This window comes from Pseudomonas sp. 2hn (assembly GCF_019646095.1).
Lineage (GTDB): Bacteria > Pseudomonadota > Gammaproteobacteria > Pseudomonadales > Pseudomonadaceae > Aquipseudomonas > Aquipseudomonas peradeniyensis.
On sequence record NZ_CP081016.1, the window covers coordinates 5,150,194 to 5,171,840 of the forward strand.

The 21,647-nt window shown below is 62.4% G+C and carries 18 protein-coding genes and 2 tRNA genes; 2 read left to right on the plus strand and 18 right to left on the minus strand.

The genetic code is table 11. The annotated features are described in order from the left end of the window. Positions 1-15: 15 nt before the first annotated feature. From nusA to rlmE, 10 genes are all read right to left on the minus strand, one after another. Positions 16-1,497: a transcription termination factor NusA gene (gene nusA, locus K2O50_RS23270; protein WP_050706987.1), complete on the minus strand. Its 1,482-nt coding sequence runs from the start codon at positions 1,495-1,497 to the stop codon at positions 16-18. Between the two features lie 59 nt (positions 1,498-1,556). Further along, positions 1,557-2,015 (minus strand): ribosome maturation factor RimP, encoded by a 459-nt coding sequence (gene rimP, locus K2O50_RS23275; RefSeq protein ID WP_050707011.1) that lies wholly within the window; start codon positions 2,013-2,015, stop codon positions 1,557-1,559. A 130-nt stretch (positions 2,016-2,145) separates the two neighbouring features. Continuing rightward, positions 2,146-2,222 (minus strand) — tRNA-Met (locus K2O50_RS23280). A 98-nt stretch (positions 2,223-2,320) separates the two neighbouring features. Continuing rightward, a tRNA-Leu gene (locus tag K2O50_RS23285) sits at positions 2,321-2,406 on the minus strand. Between the two features lie 21 nt (positions 2,407-2,427). Beyond that, entirely contained in the window at positions 2,428-2,820 is a 393-nt protein-coding gene (gene secG / locus K2O50_RS23290; protein ID WP_028691255.1) for a preprotein translocase subunit SecG, read from the minus strand. 4 nt (positions 2,821-2,824) lie between these two features. After that, positions 2,825-3,580 carry a triose-phosphate isomerase gene (gene tpiA, locus K2O50_RS23295; RefSeq protein WP_050706988.1) on the minus strand — a complete coding sequence of 252 codons (756 nt, stop codon included), beginning with the start codon at positions 3,578-3,580 and terminating at the stop codon, positions 2,825-2,827. A 66-nt stretch (positions 3,581-3,646) separates the two neighbouring features. Beyond that, complete coding sequence (glmM, locus tag K2O50_RS23300) at positions 3,647-4,987, minus strand: phosphoglucosamine mutase (protein WP_050706989.1); 1,341 nt, start codon at positions 4,985-4,987, stop codon at positions 3,647-3,649. A gap of 16 nt (positions 4,988-5,003) precedes the next feature. Beyond that, a complete protein-coding gene (folP, locus tag K2O50_RS23305; protein WP_050706990.1) occupies positions 5,004-5,855 on the minus strand; it encodes a dihydropteroate synthase in 852 nt (283 codons plus the stop codon). A gap of 8 nt (positions 5,856-5,863) precedes the next feature. Next, positions 5,864-7,771: an ATP-dependent zinc metalloprotease FtsH gene (gene ftsH / locus K2O50_RS23310; protein ID WP_028691259.1), complete on the minus strand. Its 1,908-nt coding sequence runs from the start codon at positions 7,769-7,771 to the stop codon at positions 5,864-5,866. A gap of 203 nt (positions 7,772-7,974) precedes the next feature. Beyond that, a complete protein-coding gene (rlmE, locus tag K2O50_RS23315; RefSeq protein WP_011532133.1) occupies positions 7,975-8,601 on the minus strand; it encodes a 23S rRNA (uridine(2552)-2'-O)-methyltransferase RlmE in 627 nt (208 codons plus the stop codon). A gap of 102 nt (positions 8,602-8,703) precedes the next feature. Here rlmE and yhbY point away from each other — a divergent pair, with 102 nt between their 5' ends. Next, entirely contained in the window at positions 8,704-9,012 is a 309-nt protein-coding gene (gene yhbY / locus K2O50_RS23320) for a ribosome assembly RNA-binding protein YhbY (RefSeq protein ID WP_050706991.1), read from the plus strand. A gap of 158 nt (positions 9,013-9,170) precedes the next feature. Here the strand turns inward: yhbY and K2O50_RS23325 are convergent, their stop codons facing one another. The 8 genes from K2O50_RS23325 to grpE form a co-directional block, all read right to left on the minus strand. Then, complete coding sequence (locus K2O50_RS23325; RefSeq protein ID WP_011532132.1) at positions 9,171-9,611, minus strand: hypothetical protein; 441 nt, start codon at positions 9,609-9,611, stop codon at positions 9,171-9,173. Then, entirely contained in the window at positions 9,589-10,071 is a 483-nt protein-coding gene (greA, locus tag K2O50_RS23330) for a transcription elongation factor GreA (protein ID WP_011532131.1), read from the minus strand. The genes K2O50_RS23325 and greA overlap by 23 nt, the downstream gene beginning before the upstream one ends. Continuing rightward, positions 10,068-13,289: a carbamoyl-phosphate synthase large subunit gene (gene carB, locus K2O50_RS23335; RefSeq protein ID WP_050706992.1), complete on the minus strand. Its 3,222-nt coding sequence runs from the start codon at positions 13,287-13,289 to the stop codon at positions 10,068-10,070. Before carB ends, greA begins: the two co-directional genes overlap by 4 nt. 105 nt (positions 13,290-13,394) lie before the next feature. Then, a complete protein-coding gene (gene carA, locus K2O50_RS23340; RefSeq protein ID WP_050706993.1) occupies positions 13,395-14,531 on the minus strand; it encodes a glutamine-hydrolyzing carbamoyl-phosphate synthase small subunit in 1,137 nt (378 codons plus the stop codon). 346 nt (positions 14,532-14,877) lie between these two features. Further along, entirely contained in the window at positions 14,878-15,684 is an 807-nt protein-coding gene (gene dapB / locus K2O50_RS23345) for a 4-hydroxy-tetrahydrodipicolinate reductase (protein ID WP_050706994.1), read from the minus strand. 13 nt (positions 15,685-15,697) lie between these two features. After that, positions 15,698-16,822, minus strand: coding sequence for a molecular chaperone DnaJ (gene dnaJ, locus K2O50_RS23350; protein ID WP_050706995.1), 1,125 nt, complete (start codon positions 16,820-16,822; stop codon positions 15,698-15,700). A gap of 211 nt (positions 16,823-17,033) precedes the next feature. Next, positions 17,034-18,959 (minus strand): molecular chaperone DnaK, encoded by a 1,926-nt coding sequence (gene dnaK / locus K2O50_RS23355; protein WP_050706996.1) that lies wholly within the window; start codon positions 18,957-18,959, stop codon positions 17,034-17,036. A 101-nt stretch (positions 18,960-19,060) separates the two neighbouring features. Continuing rightward, on the minus strand, positions 19,061-19,615 hold the full coding sequence (grpE, locus tag K2O50_RS23360; RefSeq protein WP_050706997.1) for a nucleotide exchange factor GrpE: 555 nt from the start codon (positions 19,613-19,615) through the stop codon (positions 19,061-19,063). Between the two features lie 182 nt (positions 19,616-19,797). Here grpE and recN point away from each other — a divergent pair, with 182 nt between their 5' ends. Beyond that, positions 19,798-21,471, plus strand: a complete 1,674-nt coding sequence (gene recN, locus K2O50_RS23365; RefSeq protein WP_050706998.1) for a DNA repair protein RecN — start codon at positions 19,798-19,800, stop codon at positions 21,469-21,471. The last annotated feature ends 176 nt before the right edge of the window (positions 21,472-21,647 follow it).

Below are 21,647 nucleotides of genomic sequence, written 5' to 3' on the forward strand. Positions count from 1 at the left end.
TCAGGCCGCGCCTAATTACTCGAACCAGTGGGCTCGGGCGGCCATGATCAACTTGCCGGCACGCTCTTCGTCGATGCCGTCGATGTCGAGCAGGTCGTCAATCGACTGCTCGGCCAGGTCTTCGCGGTTAACCACGCCGCGCACCGCCAGTTCCGCCGCCAGGTCCTTGTCCATGCCCTCGAGGGAGAGCAGGTCTTCAGCCGGATGGGCGTCTGCCAGTTTTTCTTCGGTAGCGATGGCCTTGGTCAACAAACGGTCCTTGGCTCGAGCGCGGAGCTCATTGACGATATCCTCGTCAAAGCCATCGATGTTGAGCATTTCTTCCAACGGTACGTAGGCAATTTCTTCGAGGCTGGTGAAGCCTTCGTCGACCAGCACTTGTGCCAGCTCCTCGTCGACTTCCAGTTCCTCGATGAAGTTGCGCAGGATGTCGCCGGTCTCAGCCTGTTGCTTGGCCTGGATGTCCTTCTCGGTCATCACGTTCAGGGTCCAGGCAGTCAGCTGGCTGGCCAGGCGGACGTTCTGGCCGCCACGTCCGATGGCTTGCGCCAGGTTGTCCTCGGCCACGGCGATGTCCATTGCATGGGCATCTTCATCAACGATGATCGCGGCAACTTCTGCCGGCGACATGGCGTTGATGACGAACTGCGCCGGGTTCTCGTCCCACAGGACGATATCCACACGCTCGCCACCCAGCTCGCCGGATACGGCCTGGACGCGCGAACCACGCATGCCGATGCAGGCGCCTTGCGGGTCGATGCGCTTGTCCTTGGAGCGGACGGCGATCTTGGCGCGCGACCCCGGATCACGGGAGGCGGCCATGACTTCGATGAGGCCTTCGGCGATTTCCGGCACTTCGATGCGGAACAGCTCGATCAGCATCTGCGGCGCGGTGCGCGACAGGATCAGCTGAGGACCGCGGTTCTCGGTGCGGATTTCCTTGAGCAGCGCACGCAGGCGTACGCCGACACGGAAGGTCTCACGGGGAATGATGTCTTCGCGGGCCAGCAGCGCTTCGGCGTTGTTGCCCAGGTCGACGATGACGTTGTCGCGGGTAACTTTCTTGACGGTACCGGAGATGATTTCGCCCACGCGCTCGCGGTAAGCATCGACCACCTGGGCGCGCTCAGCTTCGCGAACCTTCTGCACGATGACTTGCTTGGCGGTTTGCGCAGCAATGCGGCCGAATTCGATCGACTCGATCTTCTCTTCGATCACGTCGCCAACTTTGGCTTCAGGATGACTTTCCTGAATCTTTGCTGGCCAGACCTCGATTGCCGGATCATCCAGATCCGCTTCTTCGACGACCGTCCAGCGACGGAAGGTCTCGTAGCTACCGGTGTGGCGGTTGATTTCCACACGCAGGTCGACTTCGTCTTCAAAACGCTTTTTGGTTGCAGTAGCCAGGGCCACTTCCAGCGCTTCGAAAATGACGCCGGGCGGTACACCCTTTTCGTTGGATACCGATTCAACAACCAGCAGTACTTCTTTGCTCATCGTACGCCTCGCCTTGCGCAAGCCATTGGCCCCGGATCTTTCACCGGGCCCGGCACGTCTCAGTCAAAACTGGGAATAATATTGGCCTTGTCGATCGAGTCGATCGGCAACAGGAACTCGTGCTGGTCTACCTGCACCACCACATCCTGCTCCTCCACACCGCGGAGGAGGCCCTGGAAGTTACGACGGCCCTCGAAGGGCGTACGCAGCTTGATCTTCACCTGCTCGCCGGCATGCGCAGCAAACTGTTCTAAGGTGAACAGCGGGCGGTCCATGCCTGGAGAGGACACCTCGAGGGTATATTCAGAGCTGATCGGATCTTCCACATCGAGAATGGCGCTTGCCTGACGGCTGACGGCTTCGCAGTCGTCCACCAGAATCCCGCCTTCCTTGTCGATGTAGATACGCAGTACCGAATGCTTGCCTTGGGAGACGTATTCGATCCCCCAGCATTGGTAGCCCAGGCCCTCGACCACCGGGGCCAACAAGGCCTGCAACTGTTCTAGCTTGCTCGACACCTGAACCCCCTCGTGCATGCTGTGCAAATAAAAAATGGGCGAAGCGCCCATCCCTGAAAGCGCCGTTGGACAACGGCGCCGAAAACTGTTCGGCTAGCAAAAAGCCCCTGAAAAGGGGCTCTGCTGAAGCTGGTTGCGGGGGCTGGATTTGAACCAACGACCTTCGGGTTATGAGCCCGACGAGCTACCAAGCTGCTCCACCCCGCGACAAAGCTGGGGCGAAAGTATAAGACTGAACCCTTTGCTGGGTCAATCCGACCTCCACCTGCAAGAAAGCCCGCTAAAGCGGGCTCTCATGCTTCAATTGGTACCGAGAAGGGGACTCGAACCCCTACACCCTATGGGCACAACCACCTCAAGGTTGCGTGTCTACCAATTCCACCACCTCGGCAATACTACTTCTTGAAACCCGTTACTGCTGCTCTTTGGCTGGAGGAGGTACGTCACCAGAGTTGGTGGTTTCGCTCTTCTGCTGCTGGAGCACCGGTACATCATCATTGACTGCCGGCTTTGGCTCTTTGACTTCCAGCACTGCTGGATCTGGCAGACCAGCTTGAGTCAGCTGGTGAGCCTGCTGCTTGGCGAAGTATCCTAACCCAAGTGCAGTCAAAAAGAAAGTGGCAGCAAGTATAGCAGTAACTTTACTCAAAAAGGTAGCGGAACCTTGGCTTCCGAACACAGTATTTGAAGCACCTGCGCCGAAAGATGCACCCGCTTCCGCACCTTTACCCTGTTGCAGCAGCACCATTACAACCAGTGCCAACGCTGCCAACAGATGAAAAACAACTACGACTGTTTCCAGCATTTGTTCAGTTTCCTGCGGCGCGACAAATTGCACCGAATTCGTCTGCGTTCAGGGACGCTCCACCAATGAGCCCCCCATCGATATCCGGCATGCCGAACAGTTCAGCCGCATTGGCCGCCTTCACGCTGCCGCCGTAGAGAAGTTGCACATTTTCTGCAACTTCGGCGTCCTTCGCCGCCAACTGCTTGCGGATGGCTGCATGCACATCCTGGGCTTGCTGTGGCGAGGCCGTCAAACCAGTACCAATGGCCCAAACAGGCTCATAGGCAATAACCGCATTGGCGAAAGCCTTGATACCGAACACGTCGATAACACTGCTTAGTTGACGCCCTACAACTTCGAGCGTCTCACCTGCCTCGCGCTCTGCAAGAGTTTCCCCTATACACAGCACTGGCGTCAAACCACTTTTCTGAGCGGCTGCAAACTTCTGATTCAGCACTTCGTCACTTTCACCAATAATCTGGCGACGCTCGGAATGCCCAATCAATACATACTTGCAACCGACTTCAGCCAACTGACTCGGTGCAACTTCGCCGGTCAGCGCGCCTTGTTCAGGCTGTACCGCAGAATTCTGTGCTCCAACGATGATCCCCTTGCCTTTTAGCCCATCAACCACTTCGTTGATGAACAGGGCCGGCGGGAACACCGCGACTTCGATACCGTCGGGAATGAGCATTTCGCCCAAGCCCTGAGTCAGCTCAGCGACGCTGGCGCGGGTACCGTGCATCTTCCAGTTACCAGCTACCATGGGGCGACGCATGCTTTACCTCGTCGGTCAAAGTGGGCGCAGATCTTACCCAACCCGATCTGCGCTGGCAAGCCTCTTTCAGGCACAAACTTCTTCGACCAGCTTGGCCAGGGCCTCGGCATGGCCACGTACCTGGTTTTCGTCGTCGCCCTCGACCATCACCCGCACCAGCGGCTCGGTACCGGACTTGCGCAGCAGCACCCGCCCACGACCAGCCATGGCCTCGGTGGCCTTGGCGCTGGCTTCCTTGACCAGGGGGTTCTCCAGCGGGTCGCTCTTGCCGGCCGCGAAGCGTACGTTGATCAGCACCTGAGGGCACTTGCGCACGGCCTGGCGGGCCTGGGCAAGGTTTTCGCCGCGACGTTTCAGCGCCATCAGCACCTGCAGCGCGGCGATGATCGCATCGCCGGTGGTGGTGTGACTGCCACAAACGACATGACCGGAATTTTCGCCACCCAGCAGCCACTCGCGTTCGAGCAGTTCGGCCATGACATAGCGGTCGCCCACCTTGGCCCGCACGAACGGGATATCCAGTTCCTTGAACGCCAGTTCCAGGCCCAGGTTGCTCATCAGGGTACCGACCACGCCGCCCTGCAGCTTGCCACGCTCCTGCATGTCGCGACCGATGATGAACAGCAGTTCGTCACCGTCGACGATGGCGCCGGTGTGATCGACCATCAGCACGCGGTCGCCGTCGCCGTCGAAGGCGATACCGAGATCCGCATGCCCGACCAGGACTGCCGCCTGCAGCGACTCGATATGGGTCGAACCGCAGTTCTCGTTGATGTTCAGACCATCCGGGGCGGCGTGCAGCACGGTGACGTCAGCCCCCAACTCACGGAACACGCTCGGCGCGACCTTGTAGGTGGCGCCATGGGCGCAGTCCACGACGACCTTCAGACCTTCGAAGCTGGTACTGCTGGGCACGCTGCTCTTGCAGAACTCGATGTAGCGGCCCGCCGCGTCATTGATGCGCGAGACCTTGCCCAGCTTGCTGGACTCGACGACATTCATCGGCTGGTCGAGCAGCTCCTCGATCATCAGCTCGACTTCGTCCGGCAGCTTGGTGCCGGCACCGGAGAAGAACTTGATGCCATTGTCGTCATGGGGGTTGTGCGAGGCGCTGATGACGATACCGGCCTCAGCATGGAAGGTGCGGGTCAGGTAGGCGATGGCCGGCGTCGGCATAGGGCCGAGCAGCATCACGTCGGCGCCGGCTGCGGACAGGCCCGCCTCGAGCGCGGATTCGAACATGTAGCCGGAGATCCGCGTGTCCTTGCCCACCAACACGCGGCAGTTGCCCTGCTTGCGGAAGGCCATGCCGGCGGCCCAGCCGAGTTTCAGCATGAAGTCCGGGGTGATCGGGAATTGACCTACGCGGCCACGGATACCATCGGTACCAAAGTATTTTCTGCTCATAGTGACTCCAATGTTCTTATTCGGCGCTCTGGACCGCAGCGATCATGCGCACGACATCGACGGTTTCGGTGACGTCGTGTACCCGCAGGATGCTTGCGCCCTTGGTCATGGCCAGGGCGGCCAGGGCCAGACTACCGTAGAGCCGCTCGCCGACCGGACGGTCCAGCGCGAGGCCGATCATGCTCTTGCGCGAGACACCCACCAAGAGTGGCCGCCCCAGGCGATAGAGCGCTTCCATGTGCTTGAACAGGCTGAGGTTATGCTCAAGGGTCTTGGCAAAGCCGAACCCAGGGTCGAGGATGATGCGCTCAGCCCCGATGCCGGCCGCCGCGCAGGCGGCCATGCGCAGTTCAAGATAGCGCGTTACATCGGCTGTCACATCCTCGTACTGCGGATTGTCCTGCATGGTGCCCGGCTCGCCACGCATATGCATCAAGCACACCGGCAGGCCGCTATCGGCCGCCGCATCGAGCGCACCATCGCGCTCCAGGGCGCGCACATCGTTGATCAACCCTGCGCCAAGGCGGGCCGTCTCGCGCATGACCGAAGGCGTCGAGGTGTCGACCGAGATGATCACATCGAGCCGACTGCTGATCGCCTCGACAATTGGCGCCACGCGCTCCAATTCCTCGATGGGCGATACCGCACGCGCCCCCGGACGGGTGGACTCGCCACCTACGTCGATCAGGGTCGCACCGGCCGCTACCATCTCCTCGGCATGGCGCAAGGCCGCATCGCGCTGGCTGAAGCGCCCACCATCGGAGAACGAGTCTGGGGTGACGTTGAGGATACCCATGACATGGGTACGGGACAAATCAAGAACCCGGTTGCCGCAAGGCAACCGGGTCGGGTACTGCGTCAAGCTCATAGATACCCTTAGTGTTGAGCCGCTGGACCGCCGATCGGCGATTCCGGACGATCGTCCTGGGAAGCCTGGTTGCCGGAGGTACCGGAATCATTGTCCCAGTCACGCGGCTCGCGCGGGGTACGGCCAGCCATGATGTCGTCGATCTGGTCGGCATCGATGGTTTCGTACTTCATCAAGGCCTCGGCCATCGCGTCGAGCTTGTCGCGGTTGTCGGTAAGGATCTGCTTGGCCGTGGCGTAGCACTGATCGATGATGCTGCGCACCTCGGAGTCGATCATCTTGGCAGTCTCGCCCGAGACGCTGGCGTGCTGGCTCGCCGCGCTGCGACCGAGGAACACCTCGCCCTCCTCTTCGGCGTACATCAGCGGGCCGAGTTTCTCGGACAGGCCCCACTTGGTGACCATGTTCCGGGCAATCTGGCTGGCGCGCATGATGTCGTTGGAGGCGCCGGTGGTGACACCGTCGAAGCCCAGGGTCATCTCTTCGGCGATACGGCCACCGTACAGCGAGCAGATCTGGCTGATCAGCGCGCGCTTGGACAGGCTGTAGCGGTCCTCTTCCGGCAGGAACATGGTCACGCCCAGGGCACGGCCACGGGGAATGATCGAGACCTTGTAGACCGGGTCGTGCTCGGGAACGACGCGACCGACGATGGCGTGGCCCGCCTCGTGGTAGGCGGTGTTCTGCTTCTCTTTTTCGGACATGACCATGGTCTTGCGCTCGGCGCCCATCATGATCTTGTCCTTGGCCAGTTCGAATTCCTTCATCTCGACCAGGCGCTTGCTGGCTCGGGCGGCGAACAGCGACGCCTCGTTGACCAGGTTGGCCAGGTCGGCACCGGAGAAGCCCGGCGTACCACGGGCGATGACCGCCGCGTTGACGTTCTCGCCGACCGGCACTTTGCGCATGTGCACCTTGAGGATCTGTTCACGACCACGGATATCCGGCAGGCCGACCACAACCTGCCGGTCGAAGCGGCCGGGACGCAGCAGCGCCGGGTCGAGCACGTCGGGACGGTTGGTGGCGGCGATGACGATGATGCCATCGTTCATCTCGAAGCCGTCCATCTCGACCAGCAATTGGTTCAGGGTCTGCTCACGCTCGTCGTGACCGCCACCCATGCCGGCGCCACGGTGGCGACCGACGGCGTCGATCTCGTCAATGAAGATGATGCACGGTGCGTGCTTCTTGGCCTGTTCGAACATGTCGCGAACACGGCTGGCACCCACGCCGACGAACATCTCGACGAAATCGGAACCGGAGATGGTGAAGAACGGCACCTTGGCTTCACCGGCAATGGCCTTGGCCAGCAGGGTCTTACCGGTACCGGGCGGGCCGACCATCAGCACGCCACGAGGGATGCGGCCACCCAGGCGCTGGAACTTGCCCGGGTCGCGCAGGAACTCGACCAGTTCGCCCACTTCTTCCTTGGCCTCGTCGCAGCCTGCGACGTCGGCCAGAGTGGTTTTCACCTGGTCTTCGGACAGCAGGCGCGCCTTGCTCTTGCCAAAGCTCATCGGCCCGCCCTTGCCACCGGCACCGCCCTGCATCTGGCGCATGAAGAACATGAACACGGCGATGATCACCAGGATCGGGAAGCTGGCGACCAGCAACTGGGTCCAGATGCTCTGCTGCTCAGGCTGCTTGCCTTCGACGGTGACGTGGTTGTCCACCAGGTCGCCGATCAGGCCGTTGTCGGTAATGGCCGGGCGCACGGTCTTGAAGTTGTCGCCATCGGTGCGCTTGCCGGTAATGATGTAGCCGTCGACGGTCACGCGCTCGACCTTGCCATCCTTGACCTGCTGGATGAAGTCGGAATAGTTGAGGGTCTGCGGCTCGTTAGGGCTGGAGAAGTTGTTCATCACCGTCACCAGGACGGCGGCGATGATCAACCACAGGATCAGATTCTTTGCCATGTCGTTCAATTCGCTACCCTCTGAGGCCGGCGCACGACGCAGCCGTGCCTCGCATGATATTCATCGCCCTAACTTACTACATTACCCACGCATCCGCAGGCACCGTCTGTAACCCTTTGTGAAAGCTAGACTACACGAAGTTCGGACGATCCAGACGGGGCGGCCGATTGGAAATAACTATCGGCAACCCCGCAATACGCCTTTCATGCGCCCTTGAAACCCTTGCCCAACAGGTACTGTTCACGGGAACGGTCTCGCGAGGACGACGGCTTGCGCATCTGCACCTTGTCGAACTTGCTGCGCACGTCCTTGAGGTACATGTCGAAGCCCTCGCCCTGGAAAATCTTGATCAGGAAATCTCCGCCGGGCTTGAGCACGCGGGTCGCCAGATCCAGGGCCAGTTCGCAGAGGAACATGGCGCGCGGCATGTCCACCGCAGGCGTACCACTCATATTGGGGGCCATATCGGAAATCACAAGGTCGACGTGCGAATCGCCGACCGCCTGCAGGATCTGCTGCAGCACTTCGTCCTGGGTGAAGTCGCCCTGGATGAAGGTGACATCGGGGATCGAGTCCATTTCCAGGATGTCCGAGGCGATCAGCCGGCCCTGGCCGCCAATCAGACGACTGGTCACCTGCGACCAGCCACCGGGAGCCGCACCGAGGTCGATCACGCTCATGCCGGGACGGATCAGGCGGTCTTTCTCCTGGATCTCCAGCAGCTTGTAGCTCGCGCGCGAGCGGTAGCCATCCTTCTGCGCCTGCTTGACGAAAGGATCGTTGAAATGTTCGCGCAGCCAGTTTGCGCTGCTTTTGGAACGTTGTACCACGGGGCACCTCGATGATATGCGTCGTGTTTGACTGGGCGGAGCCACAGGCCCTCGGGTAAAATGCCCGTCAATTTTACAGAATCAGACGAAAAGGGTCAGATTATGCCGCTCAATAACGAGCAGAAGAAGCAATACAAGTCCATTGGTCATGACCTGAAGCCGGTCCTGATCGTTGCTGGCAACGGTTTGAATGAAGGCGTGATCGCCGAACTGGAGCGCGCCCTGGTCGACCATGAGCTGATCAAGGTCGAGATTCGCTCGGAAGATCGCGAGGAGCGCGCCGAGACCATCGCCGCGCTGTGCAAGGCCGGCCGCGCCGAACTGGTGCAGACCATCGGCAAGAAAGCGCTGATCTACCGCAAGAACCCGCAACCGAACAAGCAGCTGTCCAACATTCACCGTTACAAGTAACGTCCAGGACAGCGCATACCCATGTAGGAGCGGCCTTGTGCCGCGAAAGGGCCGCAAAGCGGCCCCGGTAATATCTGCAGCGAAGCTGATACCTGGGGCCGCTTCGCAGCCCTTTCGCGGCACAAGGCCGCTCCTACAAAGGCCGCGTCACACTTCGACTAGCGCCGAGCCCTGACCGGGACCGGCTGGGCCACCAGCACAATGCCGGAGAAGCCCAGCACCAGGAAGCAGAACATCTGCCACCGCTCGCCCACCGAAATCCCGTAGCGCAGCGTGTAGTAGCTGACGCAGGCGCCGAAGCCGAGCAGCAGCATCTGGCCGCGGAACTGCCGCCACCAGGCCGCCAGGCCATCCACCCTCGCCAGCACCGCCAACTGGGTCAACAACCCGAGCATGGCCACGCCAATCAACCAGCGGTCGATCTGCGCAGCCACGTCGTGCACCAACAGTGGCGCCAGGCCGCTGACCTTGAGCGCCGGCACCAGCCCCACATGGAACACCCACAGGCCGCCGACCCAGAACACCTGGGCCAGTTGCCAGAGGATCCCCTCGAGGGATGGCGCCCGCAGGCGCCGGTCAGATGTGCTTGACTTCGACAATCTCGTACTCGACCGTGCCACTTGGCGTCTTGACGACGACAGTATCACCTTCTTCCTTGCCGATGATGGCACGGGCGATCGGCGCACCGCTGGAGAGCTTGCCCTGCTTCACGTCGGCTTCGTCTTCGCCGACGATCTGGTAGGTCACCTCTTCATCGGTCTCGGTGTTCGCCAGCACCACGGTGGTGCCGAAGATTACCTTGCCGGTGTGGGCGATGGTGGTGACGTCGATCACCACCGAGTTCTGCAGACGGCCTTCGATATCGCGGATGCGCGCCTCGACCATGCCCTGCTCCTCGCGGGCGGCGTGGTATTCGGCGTTTTCCTTGAGATCGCCCAGCTCGCGAGCCTCGCCGATCGCCTGGCTCAGGCGCGGGCGCTCGGTCTTGCTCAGGAACAGATGCTCTTCCTCCAGGGCGCGAGCGCCCTGGACGGTCATCGGGTACTTGGTAATGCTCATGCTTTGAGTCCTGCATGCAGATCCTGCAGGCGACGAACGGTCTTTTCCGGACCGAATTTCAGCGCCTCGCAGATGGCTTCACCGGCCGCAATGGTCGTGGTGCAGTAGATCTTGTGCTGCAACGCATTGCGACGAATCGAGTAGGAGTCGGCGATCGACTGGCGGCCTTCGGTGGTGTTGATGATCAGCGACACTTCGTCGTTCTTGATCATGTCGACCACGTGCGGACGACCCTCGGTCACCTTGTTCACGCGACGCACTTTCAGGCCGGCCGCTTCGATCACCTTGGCGGTGCCGGCGGTGGCGACCACTTCGAAGCCCAGGGCGATCAGGTCGCGGGCAACGCCAGCCACCTGCGGCTTGTCGTCGTCGCGCACGCTGATGAACGCGGTACCGCCGGTCGGCAGCACTTCGCTGGCGCCCATCTGGGCCTTGGCGAAGGCTTCGCCGAAGCTGTCGCCGACGCCCATGACTTCACCGGTCGATTTCATCTCAGGGCCGAGGATCGGGTCAACCCCCGGGAACTTGGCGAACGGGAAGACGGCTTCCTTGACGCTGTAGAAGTTCGGGATGATTTCCTGGGTGAAGCCCAGCTCTTTCAGGGTCTTGCCGGCCATGACACGAGCCGCGATCATCGCCAGGGAAGTGCCGATGCACTTGGAGACGAACGGTACGGTACGCGAGGCGCGCGGGTTGACCTCGATCACGTAGATCTTGTCGCCCTGCAGGGCCAGCTGCACGTTCATCAGGCCGACCACGCCCAGCTCCAGGGCCATTTTCTTGACCTGGACGCGGACTTCGTCCTGCACTTCCTGGCTCAGCGAGTAAGGCGGCAGCGAGCACGCCGAGTCGCCGGAGTGAACACCGGCCTGCTCGATGTGCTGCATGATCGCGCCGATCACCACATCGGTGCCGTCGCAGACCGCATCCACGTCCATCTCGATGGCGCAGTTGAGGAAGTGGTCGAGCAGCACCGGGCTGTCGTTGGAGACCTGTACCGCTTCACGCAGGTAGCGCTTGAGCTCGTCCAGCTCGTAGACGATCTCCATGGCGCGGCCGCCCAGCACGTAGGACGGACGAACCACCAGCGGGTAGCCGATCTTGCCAGCGGCAGCGATGGCTTCGTCTTCGCTGCGAACGGTGGCGTTTGGCGGCTGCAGCAGGTTCAGGCGCTGGACCATCTGCTGGAAGCGCTCGCGGTCTTCGGCGCGGTCGATGGCGTCCGGGCTGGTACCGATGATCGGTACGCCGGCTTCTTCCAGGGCACGCGCCAGTTTCAGCGGGGTCTGGCCGCCGTAGTGGACGATCACGCCTTTCGGCTTCTCGACGCGGCAGACTTCCAGCACGTCTTCCAGGGTCAGCGGCTCGAAGTACAGGCGGTCGGAGGTGTCGTAGTCGGTGGAGACGGTTTCCGGGTTGCAGTTGACCATGATGGTCTCGTAACCGTCTTCACGCAGCGCCAGTGCGGCGTGCACGCAGCAGTAGTCGAACTCGATGCCCTGGCCGATACGGTTCGGGCCGCCACCCAGGATCATGATCTTGTCGCGGGTCGACGGGTTGGCCTCGCACTCTTCCTCGTAGGTCGAGTACAGGTAGGCGGTGTCGGTGGCGAACTCGGCGGCGCAGGTGTCGACGCGCTTGTACACCGGGAACACTTCCAGCTTGTGGCGGTGACGGCGCAGGTTCTTGTCAGTGATGCCGAGCAGCTTGGCCAGGCGCTGGTCCGAGAAGCCCTTGCGCTTGAGGCGCAGCATGTAGTCCTTGTCGATCGACGACAAGGCCAGGGTCTTGACCTTCTCTTCTTCCTTGATCAGGTCTTCCATCTGCACCAGGAACCACAGGTCGATGCCGGTCAGGGCAAAGATTTCCTCGATGGTCATGCCCGAACGCATGGCGTCGGCGACGTACCAGATGCGCTCGGCGCCCGGCACGGTCAGTTCGCGCTTGAGGATGCTGGCGGCTTCCGGGCTGGCCAGGTCGACTTTCGGGTCGAGGCCGCAGGCGCCGACTTCCAGGCCGCGCAGGGCTTTCTGCAGGGATTCCTGGAAGGTGCGGCCGATGGCCATGACTTCACCCACGGATTTCATCTGGGTGGTCAGGCGGGCGTCGGCTTTCGGGAATTTCTCGAAGGCGAAGCGTGGCAGCTTGGTAACGACGTAGTCGATCGACGGCTCGAAGGACGCCGGGGTGCGGCCGCCGGTGATGTCGTTCTGCAGTTCGTCGAGGGTGTAGCCGATGGCCAGCTTGGCAGCGATCTTGGCGATCGGGAAGCCGGTGGCCTTGGAAGCCAGGGCCGAGGAACGCGAAACCCGCGGGTTCATCTCGATCACGACCATGCGGCCGGTGTTCGGGCAGATACCGAACTGCACGTTGGAACCGCCGGTCTCGACACCGATTTCACGCAACACCGCCAGCGAGGCGTTGCGCATGATCTGGTATTCCTTGTCGGTCAGGGTCTGTGCCGGAGCAACGGTGATCGAGTCACCGGTGTGCACGCCCATCGGGTCGAAGTTCTCGATCGAGCAGACGATGATGCAGTTGTCCTTCTTGTCGCGGACCACCTCCATCTCGTATTCCTTCCAGCCGATCAGCGATTCGTCGATCAGCAGTTCCTTGGTCGGCGACAGGTCCAGACCCCGGGTGCAGATTTCTTCGAACTCTTCACGGTTGTAGGCGATACCACCGCCCGTGCCGCCCATGGTGAACGATGGGCGGATGATGCATGGGAAGCCGAGCTTCTCGAGGACTGCGTTGGCCTCCTCCATGCTGTGGGCGATACCGGAACGCGGGCACTCCAGACCGATGTCTTTCATGGCCTTGTCGAAGCGCGAACGGTCTTCGGCCTTGTCGATGGTGTCGGCGTTGGCACCGATCATCTCCACGCCGAACTTTTCCAGAACGCCGTGGCGCTCCAGGTCCAGGGCGCAGTTCAGTGCGGTCTGGCCACCCATGGTCGGCAGCACTGCGTCCGGGCGCTCTTTCTCGATGATCTTGGCCACCGACTGCCACTTGATCGGCTCGATGTAGGTGGCGTCGGCCATGGCCGGGTCGGTCATGATGGTGGCCGGGTTGGAGTTCACCAGGATGACGCGGAAACCTTCCTCGCGCAGGGCTTTACAGGCCTGGGCGCCGGAGTAGTCGAATTCACAGGCCTGGCCGATCACGATCGGGCCAGCGCCGAGAATCAGGATGCTTTTGATGTCTGTACGTTTTGGCATGGTTGTCACTCAAATCCGGGGTCAGTCGGCAAGCCGCTTTGAACAATCTGGGTCAGGCGCTGCCGGGCGCGGCGCGAGCCGGCCCGGGGCCTTGAAGCAGGATGCTCAGCGGCGCTTGGCCATGGCATCGGTGAAACGATCGAACAGTGGCGCGACATCGGTCGGGCCTGGGCTCGCTTCAGGGTGGCCCTGGAAGCTGAACGCGCTCTTGTCGGTGCGCTCGATACCCTGCAGGGTACCGTCGAACAGCGACTTGTGGATGGCGCGCACGTTGCCCGGCAGGGTGGCTTCGTCGACGGCGAAACCGTGGTTCTGGCTGGTGATCATGACCACGCCGGTGTCCAGGTCCTGGACCGGGTGGTTGGCACCGTGGTGGCCGTGGCCCATCTTCACGGTCTTGGCGCCGGAGGCCAGGGCCAGCAGCTGGTGGCCGAGGCAGATACCGAACACCGGAATCTCGGTGTCGAGGATCTCTTTGATCGCCTGGATCGCGTAGTCGCACGGCTCGGGATCGCCAGGGCCGTTGGACAGGAACACGCCATCAGGATTGAGCGCCAGGACTTCGCTGGCCGGGGTCTGGGCGGGCACCACGGTGACGCGGCAGCCACGGGCGACCAGCATGCGCAGGATGTTCAGCTTGACGCCGTAGTCGAAGGCGACGACATGGTACGGCAGGTCGGCGGCATCGATGGTCGGGTGGCTGTCGGTCTTCAGCTCCCAGACGCTGGAACGCCACTCGTAGCGCTCCTTGGTCGAGACCACCTTGGCCAGGTCCATGCCCTTCAGGCCCGGGAAGGCGCGGGCAGCGGCGATGGCGGCCTCTTCGCTGATGTTGTCGCCGGCCAGGATGCAGCCGTTCTGGGCGCCTTTCTCACGCAGGATGCGGGTCAGGCGACGGGTATCGATGCCAGCGATGGCGACGACGTTGTTGGCTTTCAGGTATTCGGGCAGGGACTGGGTGTTGCGCCAGTTGCTGGCCAGCAGCGGCAGATCGCGAATCACCAGGCCCGCGGACCAGACGCGATTCGATTCGGCGTCTTCGGCGGTGGTGCCGGTGTTGCCGATGTGCGGGTAAGTCAGGGTAACGATTTGCTGGGCGTAGGAAGGGTCTGTGAGGATTTCCTGGTAGCCGGTCATTGCAGTATTGAACACGACCTCACCAACGGTCTGACCGTCGGCTCCAATGGCTTCACCGCGAAAAATGCTGCCATCGGCAAGGGCGAGTATGGCTGGCTTAGTCAAGAAGACCTCCCGTAAATCAAGCCTGAAAGGGCGATCGCAGGTTGCAAAAAAGCGGAATGACGTATGGACACGTCACCCCGCTTTTATGCTGAATTAGTCTGCGCGCTTTTAGTGGACACACTAAAGCTGTAGCTTACAGAAAAATGCGTTTTGGGTCTACCGGGAATGTGTCTCCAAAACGCAGGATTGCGACAGAGGGGACATTGCAGCGACCCCTGCTGTGTAGGAGCGGCCTTGTGCCGCGAAAGGGCCGCGCAGCGGCCCCGGCAATTCTGAATGGTTCAGAGATCCTAGGGCCGCTGCGCGGCCCTTTCGCGGCACAAGGCCGCTCCTACAGAGGACGGTGTCAATGCAGCTCGAGCACATCCTGCATGTCGTACAGCGCAGGCTCGCGCCCGTCCAGCCACAGCGCGGCACGCACCGCGCCCTTGGCGAAGGTCATGCGGCTCGAGGCCTTGTGGGTGATCTCCAGACGCTCGCCTTCAGCGGCGAACAGCACGGTGTGGTCACCGACCACGTCACCCGCACGCACGGTGGCGAAACCGATGGTCTGGCGATCACGGGCGCCGGTCTGGCCTTCACGGCCATACACCGCCACCTCGCGCAGGTCGCGCCCCAGTGCATTGGCGACCACTTCACCCATGCGCAGCGCGGTACCCGACGGCGCATCGACCTTGTGCCGATGGTGGGCCTCGATGATCTCGATATCCACGTCGTCACCCAGCACCCGCGCCGCCATGTCCAGCAGCTTGAGGCTGAGGTTGACGCCCACGCTGAAGTTGGCGGCGAAGACGATCGGGATCTCCTTGCCCGCCTCGACCAGCAACGCCTTCTCCTCGGCACTGAAGCCGGTGGTGCCGATAACCATGGCCTTGCCCGCCTTGCGGCAGAACGCCAGGTTCTTCAGGGTCACCGACGGATGGGTGAAGTCGATCAGCACATCGAACTCATCGACGACCTTGGCCAGGTCGTCAGAGATGGTCACGCCGATGCGCCCCAGCCCCGCCAGCTCACCCGCGTCGGCACCGACCAGGGAGCTGTCCGGACGATGGATGGCCGCGGTCAGGCCGGCCTTCGGCGCCTGCTGCTGCACGGCCTCGATCAGCACCTTGCCCATGCGCCCGGCGGCGCCCATCACTGCAATACGTCGCATAGCCTGTTCCTTCTCAGAGATCGCCGAAGAAGCGCTTCACGCCCTCGAACCAGCCACTGGCCTTGGGCGAATGGGAGCTGTCGCCCTCGAGGGAATCACGCAGCTCCTCGAGCAGCTCGCGCTGACGGCGGCTGAGGTTGACCGGCGTCTCCACCGCCACACGGCACAGCAGGTCGCCCGCCGCGCCACCGCGCACCGGCGCCACGCCCTTGCCGCGCAGACGGAACTGCTTGCCGGTCTGGGTACCTTCGGGGATCTTCAGCTTCACGCGACCGTCGAGGGTCGGCACTTCCAGCTCGCCACCCAGGGCGGCATCGGTGTAGCTGATCGGCACTTCGCAGTAGAGGTGCTTGCCGTCGCGCTGGAAAATCGGGTGCTCGCGCACATTGACGACCACATAGAGGTCACCGGCAGGGCCGCCATGGGCGCCCGCCTCGCCTTCGCCGGACAAGCGAATGCGATCACCGGTATCGACACCGGCCGGCACCTTGACCGACAGCGTCTTGTATTCCTCGACACGACCTTCGCCGTGGCACGAACCGCAAGGGTCGGTGATGATCTTGCCCTGGCCATGGCAGCGCGGGCAGGTCTGCTGCACGGCGAAGAAGCCCTGCTGCATGCGCACCTGGCCGATGCCGCCGCAGGTCGGGCAGGTCGACGGCGTCGAACCCTTCTTGGCGCCGGAGCCGTCGCACGGCTTGCAGTTGACCAGCGTGGGCACGCGAATGTTGACCGTGGTGCCGCGCACCGCCTCTTCGAGGTTGAGCTCGAGGGTGTAGCGCAGGTCACTGCCGCGCTGGACACCCCCACGACCGCCACCGCGGCCGCCGCCGAAGAAGTCGCTGAAGACATCGCCGAAGATATCGGAGAAGTTGGCGCCACCGAAACCGGCACCGCCGCCACCCATGCTCGGGTCGACGCCGGCGTGGCCATACTGGTCGTATGCCGCGCGCTTGCTGGCATCGGACAGCACTTCGTAGGCCTCGTTGGCCTCCTTGAACAGGTCTTCCGATTCCTTGTCGCCCGGATTGCGGTCCGGGTGGTACTTCATCGCCAGACGGCGGTAGGCTTTCTTGAGATCACCTTCACTGGCGCCACGCTCGACACCCAGGACCTCATAAAAATCACGCTTTGCCATAGGTCATATGCACTCTTGGGGGCGTTCGGCATACCTCGGCGCATCGTGCGCCATGCCACCAGCACCTGTCGTCATAGGCGAATACGCCGTGACAGATGCCGTAAATAATTCTCGTGTTCCAGACACGCCAACGCGGGAGCAAGCTCCCGCGCGGCGACATCCTACCAGTTCACCAGCAAACGACGATGAACCGGCCGACAACATGCAGGAATTACTGCTTGTTGTTGTCTTTCACTTCTTCGAACTCGGCGTCAACCACGTCATCGTGCTTGGCTTCCGGCTCGGCCTGCTGGGCGCCGCCCTGCGGTTGCTCGGCCTGCTGCTCTGCGTACATCTTCTGAGCGACTGGCGCCGAGACCTTGGACAGCTCCTCGACCTTGGCGTCGATGGCGGCCTTGTCGTCGCCTTTGACGGCGGCTTCCAGGGCGACCACGGCAGCCTCGATGGCGGTCTTCTCTTCAGCGGTGACCTTGTCACCGGCTTCAGTGATCATCTTGCGGGTCGAGTGGACCAGCGCGTCACCCTGGTTACGGGCGGCGGCCAGCTCTTCGAACTTGCGGTCTTCCTCGGCGTTGGCCTCGGCGTCACGCACCATTTTCTCGATTTCTTCGTCGGACAGGCCGGAGTTGGCCTTGATCACGATCGACTGCGCCTTGCCGGTAGCCTTGTCCTTCGCGCCGACGTGCAGGATGCCGTTGGCGTCGATGTCGAAGGTCACTTCGATCTGCGGCACGCCGCGCGGAGCCGGCGGGATGTCGGCCAGGTCGAACTTGCCCAGCGACTTGTTCTGCGAAGCTTGCTTGCGCTCGCCCTGCAGCACGTGGATGGTCACGGCGCCCTGGTTGTCGTCGGCGGTCGAGAACACCTGCGACTTCTTGGTCGGAATGGTGGTGTTCTTCTCGATCAGCGCGGTCATCACGCCGCCCATGGTTTCGATACCCAGGGTCAGCGGGCTGACGTCCAGCAGCAGCACGTCCTTCACGTCACCAGCCAGAACGGCGCCCTGGATGGCGGCACCCATGGCAACGGCTTCGTCCGGGTTGACGTCTTTGCGTGCTTCTTTACCGAAGAAGTCGGCAACGGCTTTCTGCACCATCGGCATACGGGTCTGGCCACCGACCAGGATCACGTCGTCGATCTTGCTGGCGTCGATGCCGGCATCCTTTAGGGCGATGCGGCATGGCTCGATGGTACGGTTGACCAGGTCTTCGACCAGCGACTCCAGCTTGGCGCGGGAGATCTTCACGTTCAGGTGCTTCGGACCGGTCGCATCTGCAGTGATGTACGGCAGGTTGACGTCGGTCGACTGAGCGGAGGACAGCTCGATCTTGGCTTTTTCAGCGGCTTCTTTCAGGCGCTGCAGGGCCAGGGGATCGTTCTTCAGGTCCATGCCGGACTCTTTCTTGAACTCGTCGACGAGGTAGTCGATCAGGCGCATGTCGAAGTCTTCGCCACCCAGGAAGGTGTCGCCGTTGGTGGCCAGTACTTCGAACTGGTGCTCACCGTCGACTTCGGCGATTTCGATGACCGATACGTCGAAGGTACCACCACCCAGGTCATAGACGATGACGGTGTGGTCGCCCTTGCCCTTGTCCATGCCGTAAGCCAGCGCGGCGGCGGTCGGCTCGTTGATGATACGCTTCACGTCCAGGCCAGCGATGCGGCCGGCGTCCTTGGTCGCCTGGCGCTGGCTGTCGTTGAAGTAGGCCGGAACGGTGATGACCGCTTCGGTGACCGGCTCGCCGAGGTAGTCTTCGGCGGTCTTCTTCATTTTTTTCAGGACTTCGGCGCTGATCTGCGGCGGAGCCATCTGCTTGTCGGCGGCCTCGACCCAGGCGTCACCGTTGTTGGCCTTGACGATCTTGTAAGGCACCAGTTTGATGTCTTTCTGCACGACATCTTCTTCGAAACGGCGGCCGATCAGGCGCTTCACCGCGAACAGGGTGTTGTGCGGGTTGGTGACCGCCTGGCGCTTGGCCGACTGGCCAACCAGGATCTCGCCGTCGTTGGCGTAGGCGATGATCGAAGGCGTGGTACGCGCGCCTTCGGCGTTCTCGATGACCTTGGCGGTGCCGTTTTCCAGCACGGAGACGCAGGAGTTGGTGGTCCCCAGGTCGATACCGATGATTTTACCCATGTTGATTCTCCCGAAACTTGAATTTGGTAGCAGCGACTGCTTTGGCCAACTGCACTAATACTTGAAGGCTTGACACCTAGATGGGGGTGCCCGGAAGGATTTCAAGCCTTTTCGTTGATCGAAGGCTGCGGGGCGCTGGGCGCCTTGCTGACCACCACCATGGCGGGGCGTAGCAGGCGGCCGTTGAGCAGGTAGCCCTTCTGGAACACGTTCAGCACGCTGTTCGGCTCGACATCGGCGCTTTCCTGCATGGCCATCGCCTGGTGGTGCTCGGCGTTGAATGGCTGGCCGTGCGGCTCGATGGTCTCCAGGTTGTAGCGCTTGAGGGTGTCCTGGAACATCTTCAGGGTCAGCTCGATACCTTCGCGCATCGGCTTGATGGTCTCGTCATCAGCGCTGGACAGTTCCAGGCCACGCTCCAGGCTGTCGATGATCGGCAGCAGGTCGCCAGCGAACTTCTCCAGGGCGAACTTGTGGGCCTTCTCGACATCCTGCTCGGCACGGCGGCGGATGTTCTGCAGGTCGGCGGCGGCGCGCAGGGACTGGTCCTTGGCGGCGGCCAGCTGCTCCTCGAGCTCCAGGACACGGGCATCGGCATTCGCGGCGCCTGCTTCTTCGGAATTCAGGTTCTTCTCATCCAGCTGTTCGTCAGCCATTGGGTTTCTCCTCCACGATTTCTGTCGTGCGAGCCAGGCTCGCCATGTCTTGCCGGCTATATGGGGTCGGAAAAACCAGGTTCAAGGGGGGAGGTGCTTTTCCACATTCGTCGACCGGCTATTGGCAGACTCGCAAAAAGCACTGTATAAATATCCAGACACGACCCTTCGGGAGCCGCCCCATGCTGGTGCACCTGTCCATTCACAACTACGCCATCGTCGAACACCTCGACCTCGAGATCGCCCGTGGCATGTCCGTCATCACCGGCGAGACCGGGGCCGGCAAGTCGATCATGCTCGACGCCCTCGGCCTGGCCCTGGGCGACCGCGCCGACAGCGGCGTGGTGCGCCCGGGCACCGACAAGGCCGACATTCTCGCCACCTTCGACCTGGTCGACATCCCCGAGGCGCACGCCTGGCTCACCGAGCGCGACCTGGAAAGCGACGGCCCGTGCATCCTGCGCCGGGTGATCACCGCCGAGGGCCGCAGCCGTGGCTACATCAACGGCACCCCCTGCCCATTGGGCGACCTCAAGGCCCTGGGCGAGCTGCTGATCGACATCCACAGCCAGCATGAGCACCAGTCGCTGCTGAAGACCGACACCCACCGCCGCCTGGTGGACGAGTACGCCGGCGCCAGCGACCTGGCCCGCCAGGTCCAGCTGGCCGCCAAGCGCTGGAACCAGACGCGCCAGGAACTGGAGCGCCTGAGCAATTCCGGCGATGAGCAACGGGCACGCCACCAGCTGCTCAGCTACCAGCTGGAAGAACTGGAGAACCTCGGCCTCGGCGAAAACGAGCTGGAACAGCTGGAGCAGGAACACAAGAACCTGACCAACGCCGAGGCGCTGTTCGGCATCTGCCGCCAGGTCATCGACCAGTGCAGCGAAAGCGACTCGGGCAACGTGCTGAGCGCCCTGACCGTCAGCCTCAACCGGCTCACCGCGGTCGTCAACGGCCCCAAGGCACTGGGCGAGGCCGTCAACCTGATCGCCAGCGCGCAGATCCAGGTGGAGGAAGCCGTCGGCGAGCTCAACCGTTTCCTCGACAACTTCGACGCCGACCCGATGCGACTACAGGCCCTCGAAGAACGCCTGGATACTATCTATACCCTCGCCCGCAAGCACCGCGTGCACCCCACCGAATTGCCGCACCTGCAGCAGCGCCTGATGGAAGAACTGGAAGGGTTGAATGCCAGCGACGAGTCGATCGAGCGCCTCGGCGAGGAACTGGCCGCCTACGCCCAGCACTATAAAGAGAAGGCTGGCGAGCTGAGCGCGCTGCGCCAGCAGGCCGCCAAGCAGCTGGCCACCGCCGTCGAGCAGGAGATCCAGCGCCTGGGCATGCCCGGCGGGCGGTTCTGCATCGAGCTCACGCCCTTCGACAACAGCGACCTCTCGCCCCATGGCCTGGAGCAGGTCGAACTGCTGGTCAGCGCCAACCCCGGCCAGCCACTCAAGGGCCTGGCCAAGGTCGCCTCGGGCGGTGAGCTGTCGCGTATCAGCCTGGCGATCCAGGTGATCACCGCGCAGACCTCGCGCATTCCGACCCTGGTGTTCGACGAAGTGGACGTGGGGATCGGCGGGCCGACGGCAGAGATCGTCGGCCAGTTGCTTCGCCGCCTCGGCGAGCGCGGCCAGGTCCTGACCGTGACCCACCTGCCCCAGGTGGCAGCGCAGGGCCATCACCACCTGTTCGTGCACAAGGTGCGCAACAGCGACACCACGCACACCGCCGTGGCCAGCCTGGGCAAGCGCGAACGGGTCGAGGAAGTGGCGCGGATGCTGGGCGGGATCGACCTGACCAAGGAATCGCTGGCCCATGCGCGCAAGATGGTGGTGAGCAGCAAGGCCTGAGCCTGCGCGATACCTGTAGGAGCGGCCTTGCGCCGCGAAAAGGGCGCGTAGCGGCCTCGGGATCTCTGCATGACTCAAAATTGCAGGGGGCCGCTAGCAGCCCTTTCCGGCCGGTCCGACGCCTCGGCAAGGCCGCTCCTACAAGGGGATTTGTACGCTGGCCCAGAAAGCACAAA